Here is a 19,056-nt window from a genome sequence, read left to right as displayed (position 1 = left end):
CGCGTTTGGAGGTGCGTATTGATCATGGCGCATTTTGCCCCGAAATGCGAATCTTGTTTTTGAATTTTTTCGATTACCCGCACTGCAGAGGCCAATTCTGCGCTCGATGACGCCCGCTTCTCATCTCTTGATTGGCGGGAATAAGAATCTCAATTCGGCCGAAGAATTGGAGAAGTCGATGTGCGGGGGAGTTGTTATACTTGAGTAGCCCACCTGAGACTCATGCATCCCACTGCACACCCCTGAGTTCCTCACGCGTCCCACCAGAGAAGCGGAAATGATTCAAGCGAGAACCACGCCTTTGGCGATTGGTCTGATTGCGCTGTTGTGCGGCATGCCTGGCGCCGCGAGCGGCAAAGATGGCGCTGACGCCAAGTCGCAAGTCCTGACGCTCGAACAACTCAAAGCGACCGGCCCGCAGCGTTCCAGCTATCAGCACCAACACGCGCGTCCTGCCGGCGGCGAAGCTCCTCAGCCCCAGCTCGATACGTTTCGTCGCGACGTGCAGCCGATCCTGACGCAGTCGTGCATCGATTGCCACGGACCAGACACGCAGGAAGGAAACGTGCGGATCGATACGCTCGATCCCGATTTGCTGGGCGGCAAAGATACCGACTGGTGGGTAGAGATCCGCGCCGCAATCAGCAAAGGGGAAATGCCCCCGGCCGATGCTGGCGAACTGGCGGATGAAGAGCGTGCGAAAGTGGTCGATTGGCTCACCGGCGAAATTCAGAATGCGTCGACCGTGCGTCGCGCTCGCGAAGAGCATACCTCGTTCCGCCGTTTGACCCGCTACGAATTCAACTACGCCCTGCAAGACTTGTTGGGCTTGCCGTACGACTTCGCCGGCGACTTGCCGCCGGAGCCGGTATCGGAGGATGGTTTCCAGAACAGCTCCGAGATGTTGGCGATGTCGACGGTCCAGTTCGGTTACTTCCGCGATCTGAGCCGCGCCGCTTTGCAAAAGGCGATGGGGCCTCCCCAGCAACCAGCGCCAATCTATTGGGGCATTTCGTTCCACGATCGGGCCGTCAAAGAATGGGCCGGTCATGAAAAGCAGCTCAACAAGCTTCGCAAGGAGCAGAAAGACAATCCAGAGAAGTTGGAAGAGGAACTGAAGAAGTTGGCGGCGAAGTTCCATGCTCGCCCCGGCAACGCTCACTTCAAGAATCTGGAGACCGGCGAAACCGAGTCGATCGGTTGGGCTTACAACGGCGCCAAGTTCGCCTGGAAGTCGTCCGATACGCTGCCGGAGGTTCCGGCCGTGTCGCAAGATGTGGCGATCCTCCCCCGCGGCCAGAAGTTGATCGTCGAGCTGGGGGACAAGATTCCGGACGAAGGTTTGCTGCGAGTTCGCGTCCGCGCGTCGCGCACTGCGGCCGACGCGACCTACACGCCGAGTCTCCGCCTGGAGTTCGGTTGGCATTCGAGCAACAACTCGGCCGCATCGACCAAGATCAGCCAGCGCGATTTGCCGATCACCGCTTCGCCCGAAGCGCCGGAGTTCTACGAATTTGAAGTTCCGCTCAGCGAGGTTTATCCCCGCAACTCGGCTCGCGGCGAAACGAAGATGGGACAGACGCCGAGTCCTTCGGAATACGTGAAGCTGGTTAACAGCTCGGTCTCGCAGGGAGACATTCAGGTCGACTATGTCGAAGTGACCGCTCCGGTCTATCACCAGTGGCCGCCGCAGTCGCAGACCCACATCTTTGTCGACAGCGATCAAAAGAGCGACGAGCCGGCCTATGCCCGCGAAGTGCTCGAATCGTTCATGACCCGCGCCTGGCGCCGTCAGGTGACGCCGGCCGAAGTCGACCGCAAGCTCGACCTGTTCGCCAAGATTCGCCCGCAGTGCGAAGATTTTCAATTCGCGATGATCGAAGTCCTCTCGACGGTCCTCGCCTCGCCGCAGTTTCTCTACGTCGTGCAGACCGATCAGGCGAAGTCGACCGACGACTATCAGCTGGCGACTCGTTTGGCGATGTTCCTCTGGTGCAGCGTGCCCGATGAAGAGCTAATCGAACTGGCGTCGCGCGGCGAACTGCGTGACCCGAACGTGCTGGGCCAGCAGGTCGAACGGATGCTCGGCGATCCGCGGGCTCGCCGCTTTGCCGAGCAGTTCGTCTACCAATGGCTCGGCATGGACCTGCTCGAACATCTAAGCGTCGACAAAAAAGTGTACCCGCAGTTTGACGCCGAGTTGAAATCGGCGATGCAGGAAGAGCCGATCGCCTTCTTTACCGAAGTGCTCAAAGAGAACGACAGCGTCCTCGATTTCCTCCACGCCGACTATGTGCTGGTGAACGAACGCCTGGCCAAGCACTACGGCCTGAAAGGGATCGCCGGCAATGACTTCCGCAAGGTTTCGCTAGACGCCGATAGCCGCCGCGGCGGTTTGATGACGCAGGCCGGTCTGCTGGCGATGAACTCCGACGGCAAAGACTCGCACCCGCTGAAGCGCGGCATCTGGATGCTCGAAAGCCTGCTGAACGATCCTCCCCCGCCGCCGCCGGCTGCGGTTCCGGTGATCGACCTGGCCGATCCGAATATCGCCAAGATGACGCTGAAGCAGCGGATCGAGAACCATCGCAACCAGGCCGCGTGCAACTCGTGCCATGCGAAGATCGACCCGTGGGGGATCGCCTTTGAAAACTTTGACGCGGTCGGCGGTTTCCGGACCGAAGTCCAAGGGCAACCGGTCGACGCGTCGAGCTTGCTGTTCAACCAGCAGAAGCTGGAAGGAGTCGACGGGCTGAAGCGATTCCTGCTCGAAAACCGCCAAGACCAGTTCGTCCGGGCGATGGTCCACAAGCTGACCACCTACGCCCTCGGACGACCGATGACCTTTGGAGACCATGCGGAAGTTGATCAGATTACGGCCGAAGTTCGCCAGCACGGCGACGGGCTCGGCACGATGATCACCGCGATCGTCTCCAGCGAATTGTTCCAAGCGAACTAACGTTCGCCACCCCTACCCCAATCATGCAGCGAAGCGAGACACGACGTCTCACCCGAATATCGAACCAGGCCAAGTAAAACAGGCCGAGCGTTTTCGACCCCCGATCGAAGACGCGGTTCTATCCACAGAACTGAGAAGGACTACCGTGATGATTCAAAATATCGCCTCGCTCGACCGTCGTCGCTTCTTGCGCGGCGCAGGGATCGCACTCGCTTTGCCGTGGCTCGAGTCCTTCTCGTCGGCCGTCGCCGGCGCCGCCGCCCAGCCGAGCGATCGCAAACGCTTCGCCGCCTTCTATCTGCCCGACGGCGTGCCGATGCCGCTGGCCGACGACCCTTCGTACCAGGATTGGGCCTGGTTCCCACATGGGGGCGGCAAAGACTTTACGCTGACCAAATGTTTGTCGCCGCTCGAACCGCTGCGCGACGAAACGACAATCCTGTCGGGCTTCTCGCACACGTTCGCACGCAGCGTGCATGGGCACTCCAACGCCGACCAGTTTCTGACCGGCGCCAACACCGGGATGTCGGGCGAGTACAAAAACACAATCTCGCTCGACCAGCTGTTTGCTGAACACGTCGGCGAGCAAACCCGCTTTTCGTCGCTTGTCATGTCGACCGACGGCGGCACCGGAACGCCGCGTGGGGCGCAGACGATGTCGTTCAACCGGAGCGGCCGCGCCATTCCGGCCGAGAACAAGCCGAAGCGGATCTTCGACATGCTCTTCGTCAAGAATGACGCCGACGCCGCGCGTCGACTCGCCTTGTCGCAAAGCTCGCTCGACGACCTGCTGGCTGACGCCAAGTCGCTGCGATCGATGCTGTCGGAACATGATCAGGGGACGCTCGACGAGTACCTGCAATCGGTCCGCGAGACCGAGCTGAAAGTCGAAAAGGCGAAACGCTGGGCCAACATTCCGCTGCCGCAAGTGAGCGTCGATCATTTGCAGCTCGACATCACGCCGGAAGATCCGCGGAACTACCTGCAAACGATGTTCGAGCTGATCTACCTGGCGTTCAAGACCGACTCGACGCGCGTCGCCACTTACCAGCTCGGCCGTGAAAACGGCGTTGGCGCCAGCGATTACCTGGCCCGTGCGGTCGGTTTCAATCTGACCCACCAGCTGACCCACAACACGAAGAACCCGGACGGCTGGAAGAACTTCGGCATCTACTGCGCTTTTATCAGCGAAGAGTATGGCCGTTTCATCCAGAAGCTGAAATCGACGCCGGAACCGGATGGCGCCGGCAATATGCTCGACAACACGCTCTGCCTGTTCGGCTCGGCCTCGAGCGCCTTCCACTTGTCGCGGAACTATCCGCTGCTGCTGTCCGGCGGCAAGAACATGGGCTTCAAGCATGGCCAATACCTCAACTACGGCCCGAACAAGCCGCAGGGTGGCGCCTGGACCGGCGGTCGCGAACCGTGGCAAGTCGAAACGAGCCACGAAGACAAGCCGCTGTCGAATCTCTACGTCACCATGCTGCAGCGACTGGGAGTCGAAACGGAAACTTTCTCCGACAGCACCGGCACGATCGCAGAAGTCTAAAAAGCCCCAACACTAGCCCGCAGCGCAAGCAAGGGAATGCGTTTGGCTAGCTGATAAAACGAAGCAGCGGATGACGAGTCGCAAGTAATTCGTCATCCGCTTTTTTCATGTCGATTGAGCCCCTTCCCCGCTGCGACGGGCCCCTCGTTTGGGATTGACCCCCGGCGGCAAAACGAGCTATCGTGCCGCTGCGAAGCGCTGCCGCTTTGAAATGATCCTGACTGCTATGTCGAGTTTTATCTGGGGGAATAACTCTTGGGACATTCAACGCGTCGCCTTGTTTGGGTATGCATCGTTGGTCTCGTGGCGTCGTTCCAGTGCCAGAATTCGTTCGCCGAAATCGACGGCGTCAACGAAAACGCCGCCAATCCTCTGCAACTTCAGGAAGAGGTGAGTGAAGCGGAGGTCGAGGAGTTTCTCTTGATGGCCATTCAAGGCCCCCTCTTCGAAAAGCTAAATGAGGCGAAAGAGACGCACGACTTTGCGAGGCAGCTTAACTGTCTGAAATTAATGTATGTGGCGACTCGCGATCTTGCTGACAGACGGAAGGTCTTTGGGCTCGAGGAGATCGAATATTGCGCCCGCGACTTGCAAAAGGCGGTCGAATTCGCCGATAAATGGAAGGAACTTGCTATTGAAGAGGAAACGAAGCATGCCCTCGCACAGTCTCTTACCGAGCAAGGAGAGTACGATCAGGCGATTGCGCTGCTACGTCGTTGCATTGCCGTGAGCGAGGTGCTCTACGGAGATGGTTCCTTCAGAGCAGTCACGAGTCGAATTGATTTGGCGCACGCGATTCTTGGAAAAGGATGCGACCTGGAAGAAGGAATCAAGGCTGTCAGCTACGCGTCCGACGTCATGGCCAAGGCTGGCATGACCGAATTTCGGACCTACTCCGAAACGCAGGTGGAGCTGACGCGACTCTATGCCCAAAGCGAGCAGTACGAGAACGCGATCCAGGCCGGAGAGCGTTCCGTCGCCCTCGTCGTGAAAATGCAACTGGGCGAAGCGCCGATTTTCTTCGAAACGACCCGGTTGGTCGCCCATGCGGCCAATCAGAGCAAGCGACATGAGTTGGCGCTTATCTATGCGATGAAGGGAATCGCGGCGCCTGCGCCGGAAGAAACAGGCGACTACTATCGGCTCTTCATCGAAGCGGCGGATGCAAAAAGAGCGATGAATGCGCCAAACGACGCGATCCGGTTTTATGAACTGCTGATTTCCAAGGTGGAAGACGATCGCGACTGCCTAAGGTCTCAACGAATAGAGTTCTTCACCGAGTACGCGGGCTTTCTGAAATCGCTGGGAGACCAAGATCGTCTTCGTATCGTCGAGCGAAAGATTGCGAAGCTGGCGCCCTCCAGTGACGAAGAACGTAAGCCAGTTAGGGAGGCGAGCCGATACTCCAACTAAGCGTTTGCGCTGTGGCCGCCCGCATCCGCTTTTTTTGTACTCACACTCTCTCCCCACTCCGAAGGCCCCCCTGATTGAGGTTGACCCAGATCGGCAAAACGAGCTATCGTGCCGCTGCGAAGCGCTGCCGCTTCGAGACGAACGCTGCCAATCTATCCGATCTTTTCTGAGGGAAAAATCGTGACGCGCGCCACCCGATTCCTGCTTTGCGCTTGTCTAGTTGGTCTCTTGGCCTTGAGCTGCCGCCAACATGCGGAAGCCGCCGACGTCGATCTGCTGCGCAAGCAAATGGGAATGAACGAGGAGATCAAGAAAGCGGAGCAACTCGGCGATTTTGAGAAGCTGCATCGGCTGCTGCTGGAGATGCGCGATCTGACCACCTATCGCGAGCATGAGATAAAGCTCGTCGGCCTTGATGAAATCGACTTCTACGTCCAAGACGTCGAATTGGCGCTCGGCTTCACCGGAAAACAGGCGGAGCAAGGGCAAGAGGAGTTAGACCATATTCGCCAGGCCCGCGTCGCCGAAACGGTAGGAGACTTCGCCGCCGCGACGGAGAACTACCAGCGATCGCTGGAGCTTAGCGAAGAGCTGTACGGCGAGAAATCGTACAAGGGTCTTATCAGTCGCATTAGCCTGGCGAACGCGATTCGGCGCAGCGGCGAGAATGTGGAGCGGGGAATTGAGCTCGCCGGTCAGGCAAGCGATACGCTGAAAGAGTTGGGGAAGACCGACTATCACTGCTATTTGGAAGTGCAGATCGCTCTCACTCGCATGTACGTTCGCCAGAAGAACGACAAACAAGCGATCGAAACGGGCAAGTTGGCGATCGCCATGATCGAAGACCGGCAACTGCGGCAAGTCAGCACCTACGCTGAAATGACGGCCGCGGTCGCGCAGGCGCTCAATCACGAGAAGCAATTCGAAGGGGCGCTTACGTACGCGATCAAGGGACTCGCCTCGTCTCCAGCGGAAAAGGGGAAAGAAGCGGCGACTTACTATCAACTGTTGGTCGAATCGGGAAAAGCGAAGTTCGGGCTGGAGAAGCCGGAGGAGGCGGTTCGCGACTACGCGCTGCTCGTCTACAAGGCCGAGGAGAATTCCGCAATCACGAAGGAGAACCGGTTGGAGATTCTCCAAGAGTACGCGAAAATCCTCGAGAAGGCCGGCGATGCGGAACGTTTGGAAATCGCCAACCGCAAGATCGAAAGCCTTCAGCGGAAGATCAAAGGGGAGGTTGAGTTTACCGGGGAGAAGAGCCGGTATTCGAATTGAGGTCAGGCGGAGCTTCGTCGGCAAGGGAAACCTGCGTTTTGTTGGAGAGAATTCATGATGAAAGCAAGTTCGCTTGTCGTCTGCTGTGCGGTGGTTGTCAGTTCGTTAGCGTGCCGGACGGCGTTTGCGCAATCTCCATTTGGCTCCAATGCCGGCACTTCTTATCGACAGCAAGCGATTTTGAATTCTTTGGTCGAGCCGTGTTCGGAGGGAGATTTCCCGAAGCAACTCGCACTGCTAAAGGAGATGCGCGAATTAACGCGGAATCACGAAGGCGAGTGCAACGTCCTTTCCATTGCTGAAATTGACTTTATCATGCGCGACGTGGAGTTGGGGCTCAGCTTTTCGCCGGAGAAAATAGAACAGTTCAAAGCGATGATCGCCAAATCGCGGCAAGCGCAATTGACGCTTTCAACGAAGGACTACGCCTCCGCCGTCAAAGAGTGTCGCAACTGCGTCGAGATCAGCCGCGAACTTTACGGTCCTCAGGCGTGTTGTACGATCCGCACGCAGATTTCGTTGGCCAACGCCATTTCCTACAGCGGCGAAAACATTGAGGAGGGAGTCGCCGCCGTCGCCGATGCGGCGAAACGCCTGGAGGCAGCCGAAGTCACCGACTATCGCATTTACGGCGAGACGCAACTCTCATTGACGCGGCTCTACTCCCTGCAACGCGACCACGAGAAGGCGATTGTAGCGGGTGAGCGAACGTTAAAATCGTTGGTGAATTATCAAATGCAAAAAACCACGACCTATATTGCCGTCGCCACGTTGTTGGCCGACGAGTCGAATAAATTAAATCGTCATGCAGCGGCGCTTGAGTACGCCATGAAAGGGCGGGTGATGTCCCCCGCGGAAACGGGTGAAACCTCCTACTACTTTTACCAATTGTTGTTACAGACCGCCCGAGCAAATCATGGCCTGCAGAAACGGGATGAAACGATTCGAGAATACTCGCTGCTGATTTTCAAGTTGGAACAAAACAGCCGGAGCGATCCGGCCCTGCGGCTCGAATGCCTGAAAGAGTACGCGACGGTCTTGGACGGGTTTGGCGATGAAGATCGCCAAACGGAAATTCAACGTAAGATCGAACGGTTGACCCGCAGGGATGACGATCCGTTGGAGTTTACCGGGGAGAAGAGCCGGTATTCGAACTGAGCGGACGTATGGAGATGGCCGCCCGCATTCCCTTGCTTGCGCTGCGGGCTAGTGTTGGCATAAAAAAAGGCTGGTCGGTTTGACCAGCCTTTTTGTTTTCGAACTTGAACCGAACGTTAGTCCCAGTTCAGCGCCCCGGAGCTTTGGTATTCGGTAACCCGGGTTTCGAAGAAGTTCTTTTCCTTCGCCAGGTCCATCGTTTCGCTCATCCAGGGGAACGGGTTGGTCTTCGAGTCGAACTGCTTCGGCAGGCCGATACGTTCGACGCGGCGGTCGGCGACGTAGTGGACGTAGTCGCGGAACAGTTCGCGGTTCAGACCCAAGATGCCGTTCGGCAGGCAATCGCCGGCGTATTCGATTTCCAGCTCGACGGCCTGTTTGATCAGGTCGATGATCTCGGCCTGGAACTCCGGAGTCCAGAGATCCGGGTTTTCGGCCTTGATGCCGTTGATCAGGTCGATGCCGAAGTTCAGGTGAACCGTTTCATCGCGGAGGATGTACTGGAACTGTTCGCCGATGCCGGTCATCAGGTTGCGGCGGTGGAACGACAGCACCATCACGAAGCCGGTGTAGAAGAAGATCCCTTCCATGATGATGTAGTAGCCGATCAGGTTCTTGAGGAACGCTTGCAGGCCTTCGAAGGAATCGGTGCTGAAGTCCGGGCTGAGGACTTCGGCGGTCAGCTTCATCTCGAATTCGTCCTTGCGAGTGATCGCCGGGACTTCGTGGTACATGTTGAAGATTTCCCCTTCGTTCAGGCCGAGGCTTTCGACCACGTAGAGGAAAGTGTGGGTGTGAACCGCTTCTTCAAACGCTTGACGCAGCAGGTACTGACGGCATTCGGCGTTGGTGACGTGCTTGAAGATCGCCAGAACCAGGTTGTTGCCGACCAGGCTTTCGGCGGTCGAGAAGAAGCCGAGGTTCCGCATGATGACCAGGCGTTCGTCGTCGGTCAACTTATCGCTGCGCCACGTTTCGATGTCTTTGGTCATCGGCACTTCGGTCGGCATCCAGTGGTTGGCGCAACCGTTGAGGTAGTGCTCCCAAGCCCAGTGGTACTTCAGCGGCATCAACTGGTTAACGTCGACTTGCGAGCAGTTAACCAAGCGCTTTTCGCTGGCCTTCACGCGTGAGCCGTCGCCGGTTTCCAGATGGCTATCGACGCTGGGAATAGACATTAGGATCGTCTCCCTTGGGATTGATGTACGAATTAATTGCGAATCAGAAGAGTATTGGCGGCACACTAGCCCGAGGCGCGAGCCGAGGGAGAGCGTTCGGGAATCACTAATGACTAAGCCCTAATGTCTAACGCTTGGGAATTCGTTATTCGGACTTCATTAGACACTGGGGCTTAGTCATTAATCCTTTGCCTGCGGCCACTTTCCCTCGGCTTGCGCCTCGGGCTAGTATTCTGCAGCCGGGCGCGTCTTGCGGCCGGCTGCGAAATATTGATCAAGATAAGGCCTGAACTACTGGCACGACTCGCAGTCGCCGTCCAGGTTGCAGGTCTTCGGCTGTTCCGGCGGCAGTTGATCGAGAACCGCGTTCGGATCGCTGGGAGCCGCTTCGCCGCGATCGACGCGGATCTCGGCCGAAGCGCTGGCGTTCTTCATCCAGCGGGGCTGGATGCCGAAGCGGTTGACGTCGATCGTCGACTTTTCGACCTGCGTCGCACTGAGCGTACGGAGGTAGTAAGTCGTCTTCAGGCCGACGTTCCAGGCCAACATGTACATGTCGTGCAGCTTGCGGCCGCTCGGTTGAGCCATGTACAAGTTGAGCGACTGACCCATGTCGATCCACTTCTGGCGACGAGCCGCACACTCGATCAGCCATTTCGGTTCGACCTCGAAGGCGGTCAGGTAACGGAGCTTCAGATCTTCCGGAATCCGGTCGATTTCGGTCAGTTCGCCGTCGTAGTACTTGATCGCTTCGACCATGTCGCTGTCCCACAGGCCATGCGACTTCAGATCCTGGACCATGCGAAGGTTGAGCTGCGGGAATTCGCCCGACAGGTTGCTCTTCACGAACAGGTTCTTGTAGGTCGGTTCGATCGACTGCGAGACGCCGACGATGGTCGAGATCGTCGCGGTCGGAGCGATCGCCATGACGTTGCTGTTACGCATGCCGTGCTCGCGGATCGAGTCGCGAACGACTTGCCAATCCAAGGTCGAGCTACGATCGACTTCGATCGGCAGACCACGTTCCTGCTCCAGCAGTTCGAGCGAGTCGATCGGCAGGATGCCGCGATCCCACTTCGACCCTTCGTAGGTCGGGTACGAACCGCGTTCGGCCGCCAATTGCGACGAAGCGAGGATCGCGAAGTAGGAGATCGCTTCCATGCTGCGATCGGCGAAGTCGACCGCTTCCTGGCTGGCGTAGCTGACGCCGATCGCCGACAGTGCGTCTTGGAAGCCCATCAGACCCATGCCGACCGGGCGATGACGCTGGTTCGAGTTCTTCGCTTCCGGAGTCGGGTAGTAGTTGATGTCGATGACGTTATCGAGCATGCGAGCGGCGGTGGTGACCGTCTCACGCAGCTTGTCGATATCGAGATCGCCATTCTTGACGTGGGCGACCATGTTGATGCTGCCCAGGTTGCAGACCGCGATTTCGTCCTTCGACGTGTTGAGCAGAATCTCGGTGCAGAGGTTGCTGCTGTGAACGACGCCGACGTGATCCTGCGGCGAGCGGACGTTCGACGGATCTTTCCAGGTGATCCACGGGTGTCCGGTCTCGAACAAGCGGGTCAGCATCTTACGCCACAGTTCGTTGGCCGGAACGCGGCGGAACAGACGCATTTTGCCTTCGTCTGCCAAGCGTTCGTACTCTTCGTAACGAGCCTGGAAGGCCGAGCCGCACAGGTCGTGCAGGTCCGACGTTTCGTCCGGGCTGAACAGCGTCCAGTCGCCCCCTTCGCGAACCCGCTTCATGAACAGGTCCGGGATCCAGTTGGCCGTATGCATGTCATGCGTACGACGGCGATCGTCGCCGGTGTTCTTGCGGAGGTCGAGGAACTCTTCGACGTCCAAGTGCCACGATTCGAGGTACGAGCAAACGGCGCCCTTCCGCTTACCGCCCTGGTTGACGGCGATCGCGGTGTCGTTGACCACCTTCAGGAACGGGATCACGCCTTGGCTTTGACCGTTGGTTCCCTTGATGTGGGCGTTGGTGGCGCGAATGTTGGTCCAGTCGTTCCCCAGACCGCCGGCCCACTTCGACAGCATCGCGTTGTCCGACACGACCTTGAAGATATGTTCCAGGTCGTCGTCGACCGTGCTCAGGTAGCACGAGCTGAGCTGCGGGTGGAGCGTGCCCGAGTTGAACAAGGTCGGCGTGGCCGAGGTGAAGCGGAACGTCGACAGAATGTTGTAGAACTCGATCGCGCGTTCTTCCTTCTGCTCTTCGTTCCAGGCCAGACCCATCGCAACACGCATCCAGAAGTACTGGGGCGTTTCGATGCGGCGACCTTCGATGTGCAGCAGGTAACGATCGTAAATCGTCTGCAGGCCGAGATACGGGAAGGCGGCGTCACGTTCCGGGCGGAGCGCGGCGGAGATCCGCTCCAGGTCGTACTCGCGAAGTTTCGGCGAGAGACGTTCGGCGGCGATCCCGGTTTCGATATAGCTCGAGAAGTCGCGACGCGTGACGTCGGCGATGTCTTCTTTCGGGTGGAGACGCCCCAAGGCTTCGTTGTAGATCACCATCAACATCAAGCGAGCGGCGACCTTGTCGTAGTCGGGATCCCGTTCGATGCGCGAACGGGAGGCGAGAATCATCGCCCGGTAGATCTCTTGCGGCGTGATGCCGTCGTAGAGCGAGCGATAGGTCTCTTCGACCAGCTCTTCGGCCGAGCAGTTCTGCTCCAGGCCGCGAACGGCCGAGTAGATGCGGCGACGCAGACGAGTCGCGTCGAACGGCTCTTTCGTGCTGTCTTCCTGCTTGATGTGGATCCGCGGAGCGACCAGATTGCCGTCGCTATCGGCGGCGCGGAGGGCACGCAGCTTGGCATGCTCTTCACGATACAGGATGTAACGGCGAGCGACCGAGAAGTGGCCGTGCCGCATCAGCTGAATTTCGACGGCGTCCTGGATCGTTTCGACGTCGACCCCGTCGCGGCTGAACGGGCGGCTTTCGATCTGATCGATGACCGCTTCCGAAATGCTTTTGACTTGGGATTCGAGCGAGTTTTCCAACTCCTGGTCTTCCGGCAAGCCGATCTCGGCGCGGAAGGCCTTGCCGATCGCGTAATGAATGCGACCGGAGTCGAATGAAATGATGCGGCCGTCGCGTTTGCGAACTTCCAGGGTGGTGGTGACGGCGGAGGTGACAGTCGTCATGACATCTGCTCCTTCGAAGGGTTCTTCCTGAACCGGCTTGCGGCCGGATAGGGCGCGAGAATGAGATTCCATGGGTTGTGCCTCCAATGCGTATGGTTGGGTACTCGCGGCCGAACATTAAGGTTCGATCCGTGAGGGCGGTAACAGGGTCTTGCACCGCGATCAAAATAGAAGCGCGCGTATTAACGCACCGTCTTCCTTGACGCGTAGGTCCTCTAGATGAGGACTGCCAGACTCCTAATCCGCTCTCCCCCACACGAGTGGAGTTTTGCGGTCCAAATTGCTAGCGACGCCAGCGTTTTGGATGCGAGGGCAGCAATCTTTGCCCACAGGATATTGTGCCAGGGGTTCCACCAGAACACAAGATCCTGTGGCTGATAAATTTGAATATCGCCAAATCGAGGGCTTGGACAACATCAATTTCTCAGCCGGAGGCCCAATATATCGTGGTAGCACTTTGCGTCAACCACAATCTCTTCACCTTTTCCTAACACTAGACGCGCCAGTGGGTAGCGTCACGCGAGATCGTCGTAAGTTCAATCTGACGCGACGCTATCACTGACAGCATTTTTGCGAATTCCAAATCGAAACTTAACCGGCCGTGGAGGCTTCGGCGAAGGTTGGGAAGTCGGTGTAGCCTCGGGCGTCGGGACCGGCCCCATACCACATCTTGGGATCGGCCTCCGTAGCGAGCGGCCACTGGTGCGCGAAACGCTCCACCAAGTCAGGATTACTGATGTACGCTCGGCCAAAAGCCAGCAGGTCGGCATCTCCCCGCTCGACGGCCGCTTCGGCCGAAGCCTGGTCGTAGCCGGAGTTCCCCATCAGCGGACCAGAGAAGATTTCGCGAATTTCGGCGAGCGTCATCGGATCGCCCAATTTGTGGAAACCGAACGCGATTCCGTCGACCACATGCAGATAGGCCAAACCGAGCGGCGAGAGCTGCTGCATCGCGTAACTGAACTGCTCGCGGAAGTCCGTCGAGCCCATGTCGTTGTAGACCCCATTAGGCGAAAGTCGGACGCCGACGCGCGACGCATCCCAGATTTCGGTCACCGCGGCGACCACTTCGCCGAGGAAGCGATAACGATTTTCGATCGAGCCGCCATATTGGTCGGTGCGCTGGTTGGTACGCGATTGGAGAAACTGATCGATCAGATAACCGTTGGCGGCATGAATTTCGACGCCGTCAAAACCCGCTTCTTTCGCGCGCGCCGCCGCGGCCCGATAGTCGGCGACGACATCAGCGACTTCTGCAGTCTCGAGCGCACGCGGAACTTCGAACTCCTTCTTCCCCGCATTCGTCCGGATTTCGTCGGTCGAAATCTTGATCGCCGACGCCGAAACCGGCAGTTCCCCATCATGGAAACTGCTGTGGGACGAGCGCCCCATGTGCCAGAGCTGCAAGAAGATCTTTCCGCCGGCGCTATGCGCGGCGTCGACGACCTCGCGCCAACCGGCCGTTTGCTCGTCGTTGTAAATCCCCGGCGTATTGAGCCAGCCGATTCCCTGCTGCGAGATCACAGTCGCTTCGGTGATGATCAAACCGCTTGAGGCCCGCTGCGCGTAATATTCGGCCATCATCGCCGTTGGGATCCGATCGTCCCCTGCCCTGGCTCGCGTCAGGGGCGCCATGACGACGCGGTTTTTGAGCGTGAGATCACCCAGCGAATACGGCTGCAGCAAGGGGGAATGCGACATAACTTCATCCTGTGCGAGTAAGGGAAGCGTTGCGTTTCCCTCTTCGATGAAGCGACGCCAGCAGGCGTTACTGCGGCAATTACATTACTTTTGCGCTGGTTTTAACTTGGCTTCGGAGAGATCGAGCCGATAGAGGAGCTGGTTGTAGTCGTAACGGGGCGTCGGCGTTTTGGTCGCCGAGAACGTATGCGTGTACGTTCCCTCGAAATAGATCACTCGCCCGTTATCGGTCGCAAAGAACGGATGTTGCCGCGGGTTGTAATAGGTGTACTTCGGATGCGTGGCGATTTTGATCGCCCTGTTCCAGGGACCGGTCGGCGATTCGGCTTCGGCGTACCAGACTTCGCCCAAGAATGAGGGGGCATCCTGATCGCCGGCTTGCACGCCGATCATAGTCCACTTCTGCCGGTATTCATTCCACGCAATGGAACTGCCGTGCATCACGACGGGTTTATCGCTGGCGACGTCGATCAACTGGTACCGGGCAACGTCGGAAGGGATCGCGCCGCTGCGCAGCAGTTTTTGTTCATCGCGCTGTTTCGTCGGCGGCACGTCGCGTTTCCAGACGTAGTTCTTTTCGCCAGAGTCAAAGACGAGCGACTCGTAGGCGTGCGGATCGAGGATGCTCTGCTCATCGGCGGCGACGCGCGTGTGAGCAAGCGGATGGGCGAAGTAGACGCGCTTCACTCCGTCGGCATCGTCAACAACAAAGGCGTTTCCTTGCGGGCCGCGCCATTGCTCTTGCAGATCAAAGTTGGCGACCTTCTTGAAGATCCCGGCCTCGTCGTCGAACTTCATGACGCCATGTTCGACCACTTCCGAAAGCGACTTATGCCGCGTGAAGTGCGAATAGAGAGACTCCGTGCCGTCGGCATCGGTGATCGCGAACAGACCGAACAACCAGACCGGGCCGGGGCCGTCGAGCGGCGCCATGTGACGCACTTGCCCATTCTCTTGTTTTAAATATTCAAACTGAATGCCGTGATCGGGCGAAGGTTTGCCATCGACCGGCAACGGCGACGTGGCGCAGGTCGTTTGGAAATTGCCAAGCGGATAGCTGGCGATGTTCGTGTCTCCCCACAGCCAGAAAAGTTTCCCTTGGTAAGGAACGACCTGCACCGAGTCTTGCCCGGTAACGCCGCTGTTTAGGTTCTTCATTCCTTCCGGCAGCGGCAAGCCAAGCAACTGGCTATCGCGAAAGATCCCTTCGCCGGTCAGGCGGACGACGCGCTCGGCGATGTTCTGGCGGGGAAGCTTGATCGTCGCCGTAGCGCCAGGTTCGACGCGAAGACGAACGCCACGAAAACCAAAACCATCCGCATTAAATTCGTAGCCGGGGCTCGCAACATGGAAGTAAGCCTCTTGTCCCATCAAGCCAGGTTCAGCGATCGCCGCCCAGCCGTCGGAGTCGGTCCAGTACGACGCCTCGTTCGTCGTTTTCAATTCGACCAAGGGAACGCCGCGACCCGTCTGATCGACGACGCGAACGCCAAAGAAGGGCTCACGCACTTTTGGCTGCTCGTCACCGAAGGTATGCGTCGACGACAGGAGAGAAAACGCCAACATCAAAACGGCGGCGAAACGGCGGGAGCAAGGCATGAGGGAGGTCCTGCAGACGAGGAAACGAACCGCACTCAAATATAGTTCACGCGGGTATGCCCTTCAAAATGTTGGCGCCATGCTTTCACGGCGTCTTCGCCGGGTAAGCATGTCTTCAATGCGTTTTGCAAGGACGAAGACATGCTCATCCGGCGAAGACGCCGCAAGAGCATGGCACCAGTAAAGCCGGTAGAAACGGCGGTTTAGTGTTCCTGGCCCGGCAGATGGGCCTCGTCGAAGTGAACGTGCAATCGCGGGCGACGTTTGATCAGCTTGGCGAGCCCCGGTTCGGTGAACTTCGTTTGGTCGACGTAAAAAGACTCAAGCGAATTGATTTCGGCGATGTCGTCGAGCGACTTGTCGGTCAGCGGCGTTTGCAGGATGTGCAAAAAGCGGAGCGACTGATTGTCCTTAAATGGAGCGAAGCACGCGTCTGTTAGTTGAGGGCTGCCGATTCGCAGTTGCGCCAGGTCGGGAAGCTTCGCCAACTCGGCCAGGCCGACGTCGCTGATTTGCGCTTGCGGTAGGTTGACGAATTGTAGTTCGGGCAGCGCCGCCAAGATCGCTGCGGCCTGGTCATCGACCGGCGTCTGATCGAGTCGAATCCGGGTCAGCTTCGTTGCGCGCGAGAGCAATTCTAATTCGGCTGGCGAGACGACGCGCTCGGTCACTTCGATTGAGTCGCTCTTACCGCTGACGACCTGAAGCAGCTGCTCGCGAAACGACAACTCGGCCGGCTCCTCTTCCGGCGTGGTCGAAGTCGCGCATCCCACTACAAAGAGAAGAGCGCCAAGCAGACAGACATAACGTACTGACAATGAAACTATCCGCATCGTGGGCACCGCATTCGATAACGGGTCATGCCGCCGCCGCGGCTCGTGGAGAGGGACATGATCTCGCCACACTTCGGACAGTAGTCGGGCGTCGCGTGATCATCGGCGCTGTCGAGCTTTTCGCGACAGCGGACGCACGTGTCGGCGTCGGGAAAGACCTCAAGTCGTTCCAGCGGAATCGGTTGACGACACATCTTGCAGACGCGGCGCTGATCCCAGTCTTCCTCGTCTTCGCGCGGGATGTCGACCTTCAGGCCGATCCGCTCGCAATCGCCGCACGACATTTTTCCTGCACTGCGGCGGAAGAGTTCGACGACCAAATTAGGGTCCGGAGCCTCTTCGCGACGAAACATGCCGAGCGTCGTCAGCCGCTGGACCATCTCCAGATGGTTGCAGATCCGATGCCAATGGCAGTCTGGGCAAGAGATTTCGAGGCGTTCCATGGTCAATTTTGCAGTTTCGCGGCCCGGGGGCGGCAAGATTCCGGTTTGGCTGGCGAATCACCAGCGCAACACCGCTACCAGCCTACGACCGCCTTAGGTGGGGAAATACGGATTATAACAGCCGGGCAAATCGGCCATAATCTGGGAAGCCTGATTTCTCGCGTCAGGAGGAAAGTGGAGCGATGATTGATTCGGCGACGCCGACCCGAAACGAGAAAGTGGCGCTGATCCACGGATTCGCGTCAACCAGCTTGTTATTGAAGCGACTGGAACGCCAGATTCGGGCGGCCGGATTCGCAACGCAGCGCTATGGATATTTCAGCCTGATCGGCGATATCGAAGCGTACGCACGTCGTTTTTCGGAGACGTTGCGCAAGATCGACGAAGAGGCGGACGTCGAACGTTTGCACATCGTCGCGCATAGCCTGGGCGGACTTGTGACCCGCCGAGCGCTGCAGCTTTATCGCCCGGCCCATTTGGGCCGAGTCGTCTTTCTCGCGAGCCCGCATCATGGTCTGTATGCGGGACGATTTTGGGGAGGTCTGCTCAACCTGGTGCAATGCCGCGCGGTAGCGCAGATGTCGGACGTGCCCGACAGCTATGTGAACCAGCTGGCGCCTCCCGATTTTGAATTCGCGGCGATCGCCGCGACGTACGATCACCTGGTCCCTGAACATTCGGCGCATCTCGAAGGTTGCGTCGACTACCGCATCTACCCGACGATGCACACGGCGTTGCTTTTGCGGCGCGACGTCGCTCAAGACATTTGCAACTACCTTGCCCAGGGACGTTTTCTCGACGCTACTCTTACGAAAGAGGCCATATGAACGAAAGCCAACGTGAGCTATGGCGGAAGATCGAGAGTTTTTCGATCGACGAAGGGGACGAGCAACTGACCTTCGCGCGGCGTTTGGCCCGCGAGAACGGTTGGCAGCTTCCCTTCGCAGAGAGAGTCATTGAGGAGTACAAGCGATTTTTGTTTCTCGCCAAAGCGGCGGGACATCCGGTGACGCCGTCGGAGCAAGTTGATCAGGCCTGGCACTTGCACCTGGTCTATACGCGATCCTATTGGGATCGACTCTGTCGCGAGGTTTTGGAGAAGCCGCTGCATCATGGTCCGACCAAAGGAGGCTCGGCCGAAGCGGATAAGTTTGTCGATTGGTACGAGCGGACGAAACAAAGCTACGCCGAACTGTTCGGCGAAGCGCCGCCGGAAGATATCTGGCCCTCGTCCGCTATTCGTTTCGACCCGTCGGTCCGCATGCAGATGGTCGACGTCGGCTCGAACTGGGTGATCCCGAAGTTTTCGAGCCGTTACCAAACGCTCGTCGGCGGCGCCATGCCTTTGATGCTGGGCGCCGGGATGTACACGGGACTGTTGGCCGACGGCGATATGCCGATGGCCATTCGCGTCTTCCTGGTCATCGTGGTGTTGCTGGTGATCTTCTCGCTGCTGGTCAAGCTCTTTGGCTGGGGCAAAGGGAACAGCGGCTGCGGCAGCAGTTGCGGCGGCGGATCGGGCTGTGGCGGAGGTTGGTTCTTCTGGGGAGACAGCGGGTGCAGTAGCGATAGCGGCTGCAGCAGCGACTCTGGATGCGGCAGTAGTTGCGGCGGCGGATGTGGAGGAGGCTGCGGCGGCGGGGACTGATTTCCCCAGATAATGCGCGTCTATTCGCGCCAATTTGCTCCTCATTCGCACGCGGGGCGAAAATTCGGGTTTGCGTATAGTCAGCCGCGTGCTGTGGGGCTATTTTCAGAGAGTGCAAAGCACCAACTCCTTTCCCGCTCC

13 protein-coding genes are annotated in these 19,056 nt (G+C 58.3%); 7 read left to right on the top strand and 6 right to left on the bottom strand.

Going from position 1 to position 19,056, the window contains the following annotated elements:
- The first annotated feature begins 277 nt into the window (after positions 1 to 277).
- The 5 genes from LOC68_RS03580 (at position 278) to LOC68_RS03560 (ending at position 8,354) form a co-directional block, all read left to right on the top strand.
- Positions 278 to 2,959 carry a DUF1592 domain-containing protein gene (locus LOC68_RS03580; RefSeq protein WP_230215851.1) on the top strand — a complete coding sequence of 894 codons (2,682 nt, stop codon included), beginning with the start codon at positions 278 to 280 and terminating at the stop codon, positions 2,957 to 2,959.
- Positions 2,960 to 3,107: 148 nt separating this feature from the next.
- Positions 3,108 to 4,508, top strand: a complete 1,401-nt coding sequence (locus tag LOC68_RS03575) for a DUF1552 domain-containing protein (protein ID WP_230215930.1) — start codon at positions 3,108 to 3,110, stop codon at positions 4,506 to 4,508.
- A gap of 303 nt (positions 4,509 to 4,811) precedes the next feature.
- Positions 4,812 to 5,921 (top strand): tetratricopeptide repeat protein, encoded by a 1,110-nt coding sequence (locus LOC68_RS03570; RefSeq protein ID WP_230215849.1) that lies wholly within the window; start codon positions 4,812 to 4,814, stop codon positions 5,919 to 5,921.
- 180 nt (positions 5,922 to 6,101) lie between these two features.
- A complete protein-coding gene (locus LOC68_RS03565; RefSeq protein WP_230215847.1) occupies positions 6,102 to 7,196 on the top strand; it encodes a hypothetical protein in 1,095 nt (364 codons plus the stop codon).
- A 54-nt stretch (positions 7,197 to 7,250) separates the two neighbouring features.
- On the top strand, positions 7,251 to 8,354 hold the full coding sequence (locus tag LOC68_RS03560; protein WP_230215845.1) for a hypothetical protein: 1,104 nt from the start codon (positions 7,251 to 7,253) through the stop codon (positions 8,352 to 8,354).
- 116 nt (positions 8,355 to 8,470) lie between these two features.
- On the opposite strand, the gene LOC68_RS03555 is transcribed toward LOC68_RS03560, so the two are convergent.
- The 6 genes from LOC68_RS03555 to LOC68_RS03530 form a co-directional block, all read right to left on the bottom strand.
- Complete coding sequence (locus LOC68_RS03555) at positions 8,471 to 9,532, bottom strand: ribonucleotide-diphosphate reductase subunit beta (RefSeq protein WP_230215843.1); 1,062 nt, start codon at positions 9,530 to 9,532, stop codon at positions 8,471 to 8,473.
- Positions 9,533 to 9,823: 291 nt separating this feature from the next.
- On the bottom strand, positions 9,824 to 12,691 hold the full coding sequence (locus tag LOC68_RS03550) for a ribonucleoside-diphosphate reductase subunit alpha (protein WP_230215841.1): 2,868 nt from the start codon (positions 12,689 to 12,691) through the stop codon (positions 9,824 to 9,826).
- A 591-nt stretch (positions 12,692 to 13,282) separates the two neighbouring features.
- The gene (locus tag LOC68_RS03545) at positions 13,283 to 14,392 is read right to left on the bottom strand and encodes an alkene reductase (protein WP_255671043.1); all 1,110 of its coding nucleotides are present in this window, start codon (positions 14,390 to 14,392) and stop codon (positions 13,283 to 13,285) included.
- An 84-nt stretch (positions 14,393 to 14,476) separates the two neighbouring features.
- Positions 14,477 to 15,991: a DUF4185 domain-containing protein gene (locus LOC68_RS03540; protein WP_230215839.1), complete on the bottom strand. Its 1,515-nt coding sequence runs from the start codon at positions 15,989 to 15,991 to the stop codon at positions 14,477 to 14,479.
- Positions 15,992 to 16,194: 203 nt separating this feature from the next.
- Positions 16,195 to 16,809 (bottom strand): hypothetical protein, encoded by a 615-nt coding sequence (locus tag LOC68_RS03535; RefSeq protein WP_230215837.1) that lies wholly within the window; start codon positions 16,807 to 16,809, stop codon positions 16,195 to 16,197.
- A gap of 5 nt (positions 16,810 to 16,814) precedes the next feature.
- Complete coding sequence (locus LOC68_RS03530; RefSeq protein WP_230215835.1) at positions 16,815 to 17,267, bottom strand: TraR/DksA C4-type zinc finger protein; 453 nt, start codon at positions 17,265 to 17,267, stop codon at positions 16,815 to 16,817.
- 182 nt (positions 17,268 to 17,449) lie between these two features.
- On the opposite strand from LOC68_RS03530, the gene LOC68_RS03525 reads away from it, so the two are divergent.
- Positions 17,450 to 18,094: an esterase/lipase family protein gene (locus LOC68_RS03525; RefSeq protein ID WP_230215833.1), complete on the top strand. Its 645-nt coding sequence runs from the start codon at positions 17,450 to 17,452 to the stop codon at positions 18,092 to 18,094.
- The gene (locus tag LOC68_RS03520) at positions 18,091 to 18,915 is read left to right on the top strand and encodes a glycine-rich domain-containing protein (RefSeq protein WP_230215831.1); all 825 of its coding nucleotides are present in this window, start codon (positions 18,091 to 18,093) and stop codon (positions 18,913 to 18,915) included. Before LOC68_RS03525 ends, LOC68_RS03520 begins: the two co-directional genes overlap by 4 nt.
- Positions 18,916 to 19,056: the final 141 nt, after the last annotated feature.

Origin of the sequence: Blastopirellula sediminis (assembly GCF_020966755.1) — a bacterium.
In the GTDB taxonomy this organism is placed as follows: Bacteria; Planctomycetota; Planctomycetia; order Pirellulales; family Pirellulaceae; genus Blastopirellula; species Blastopirellula sediminis.
Note: the sequence above shows the minus strand (reverse complement) of the source record. Positions and strands in the feature narration are given on the sequence as shown.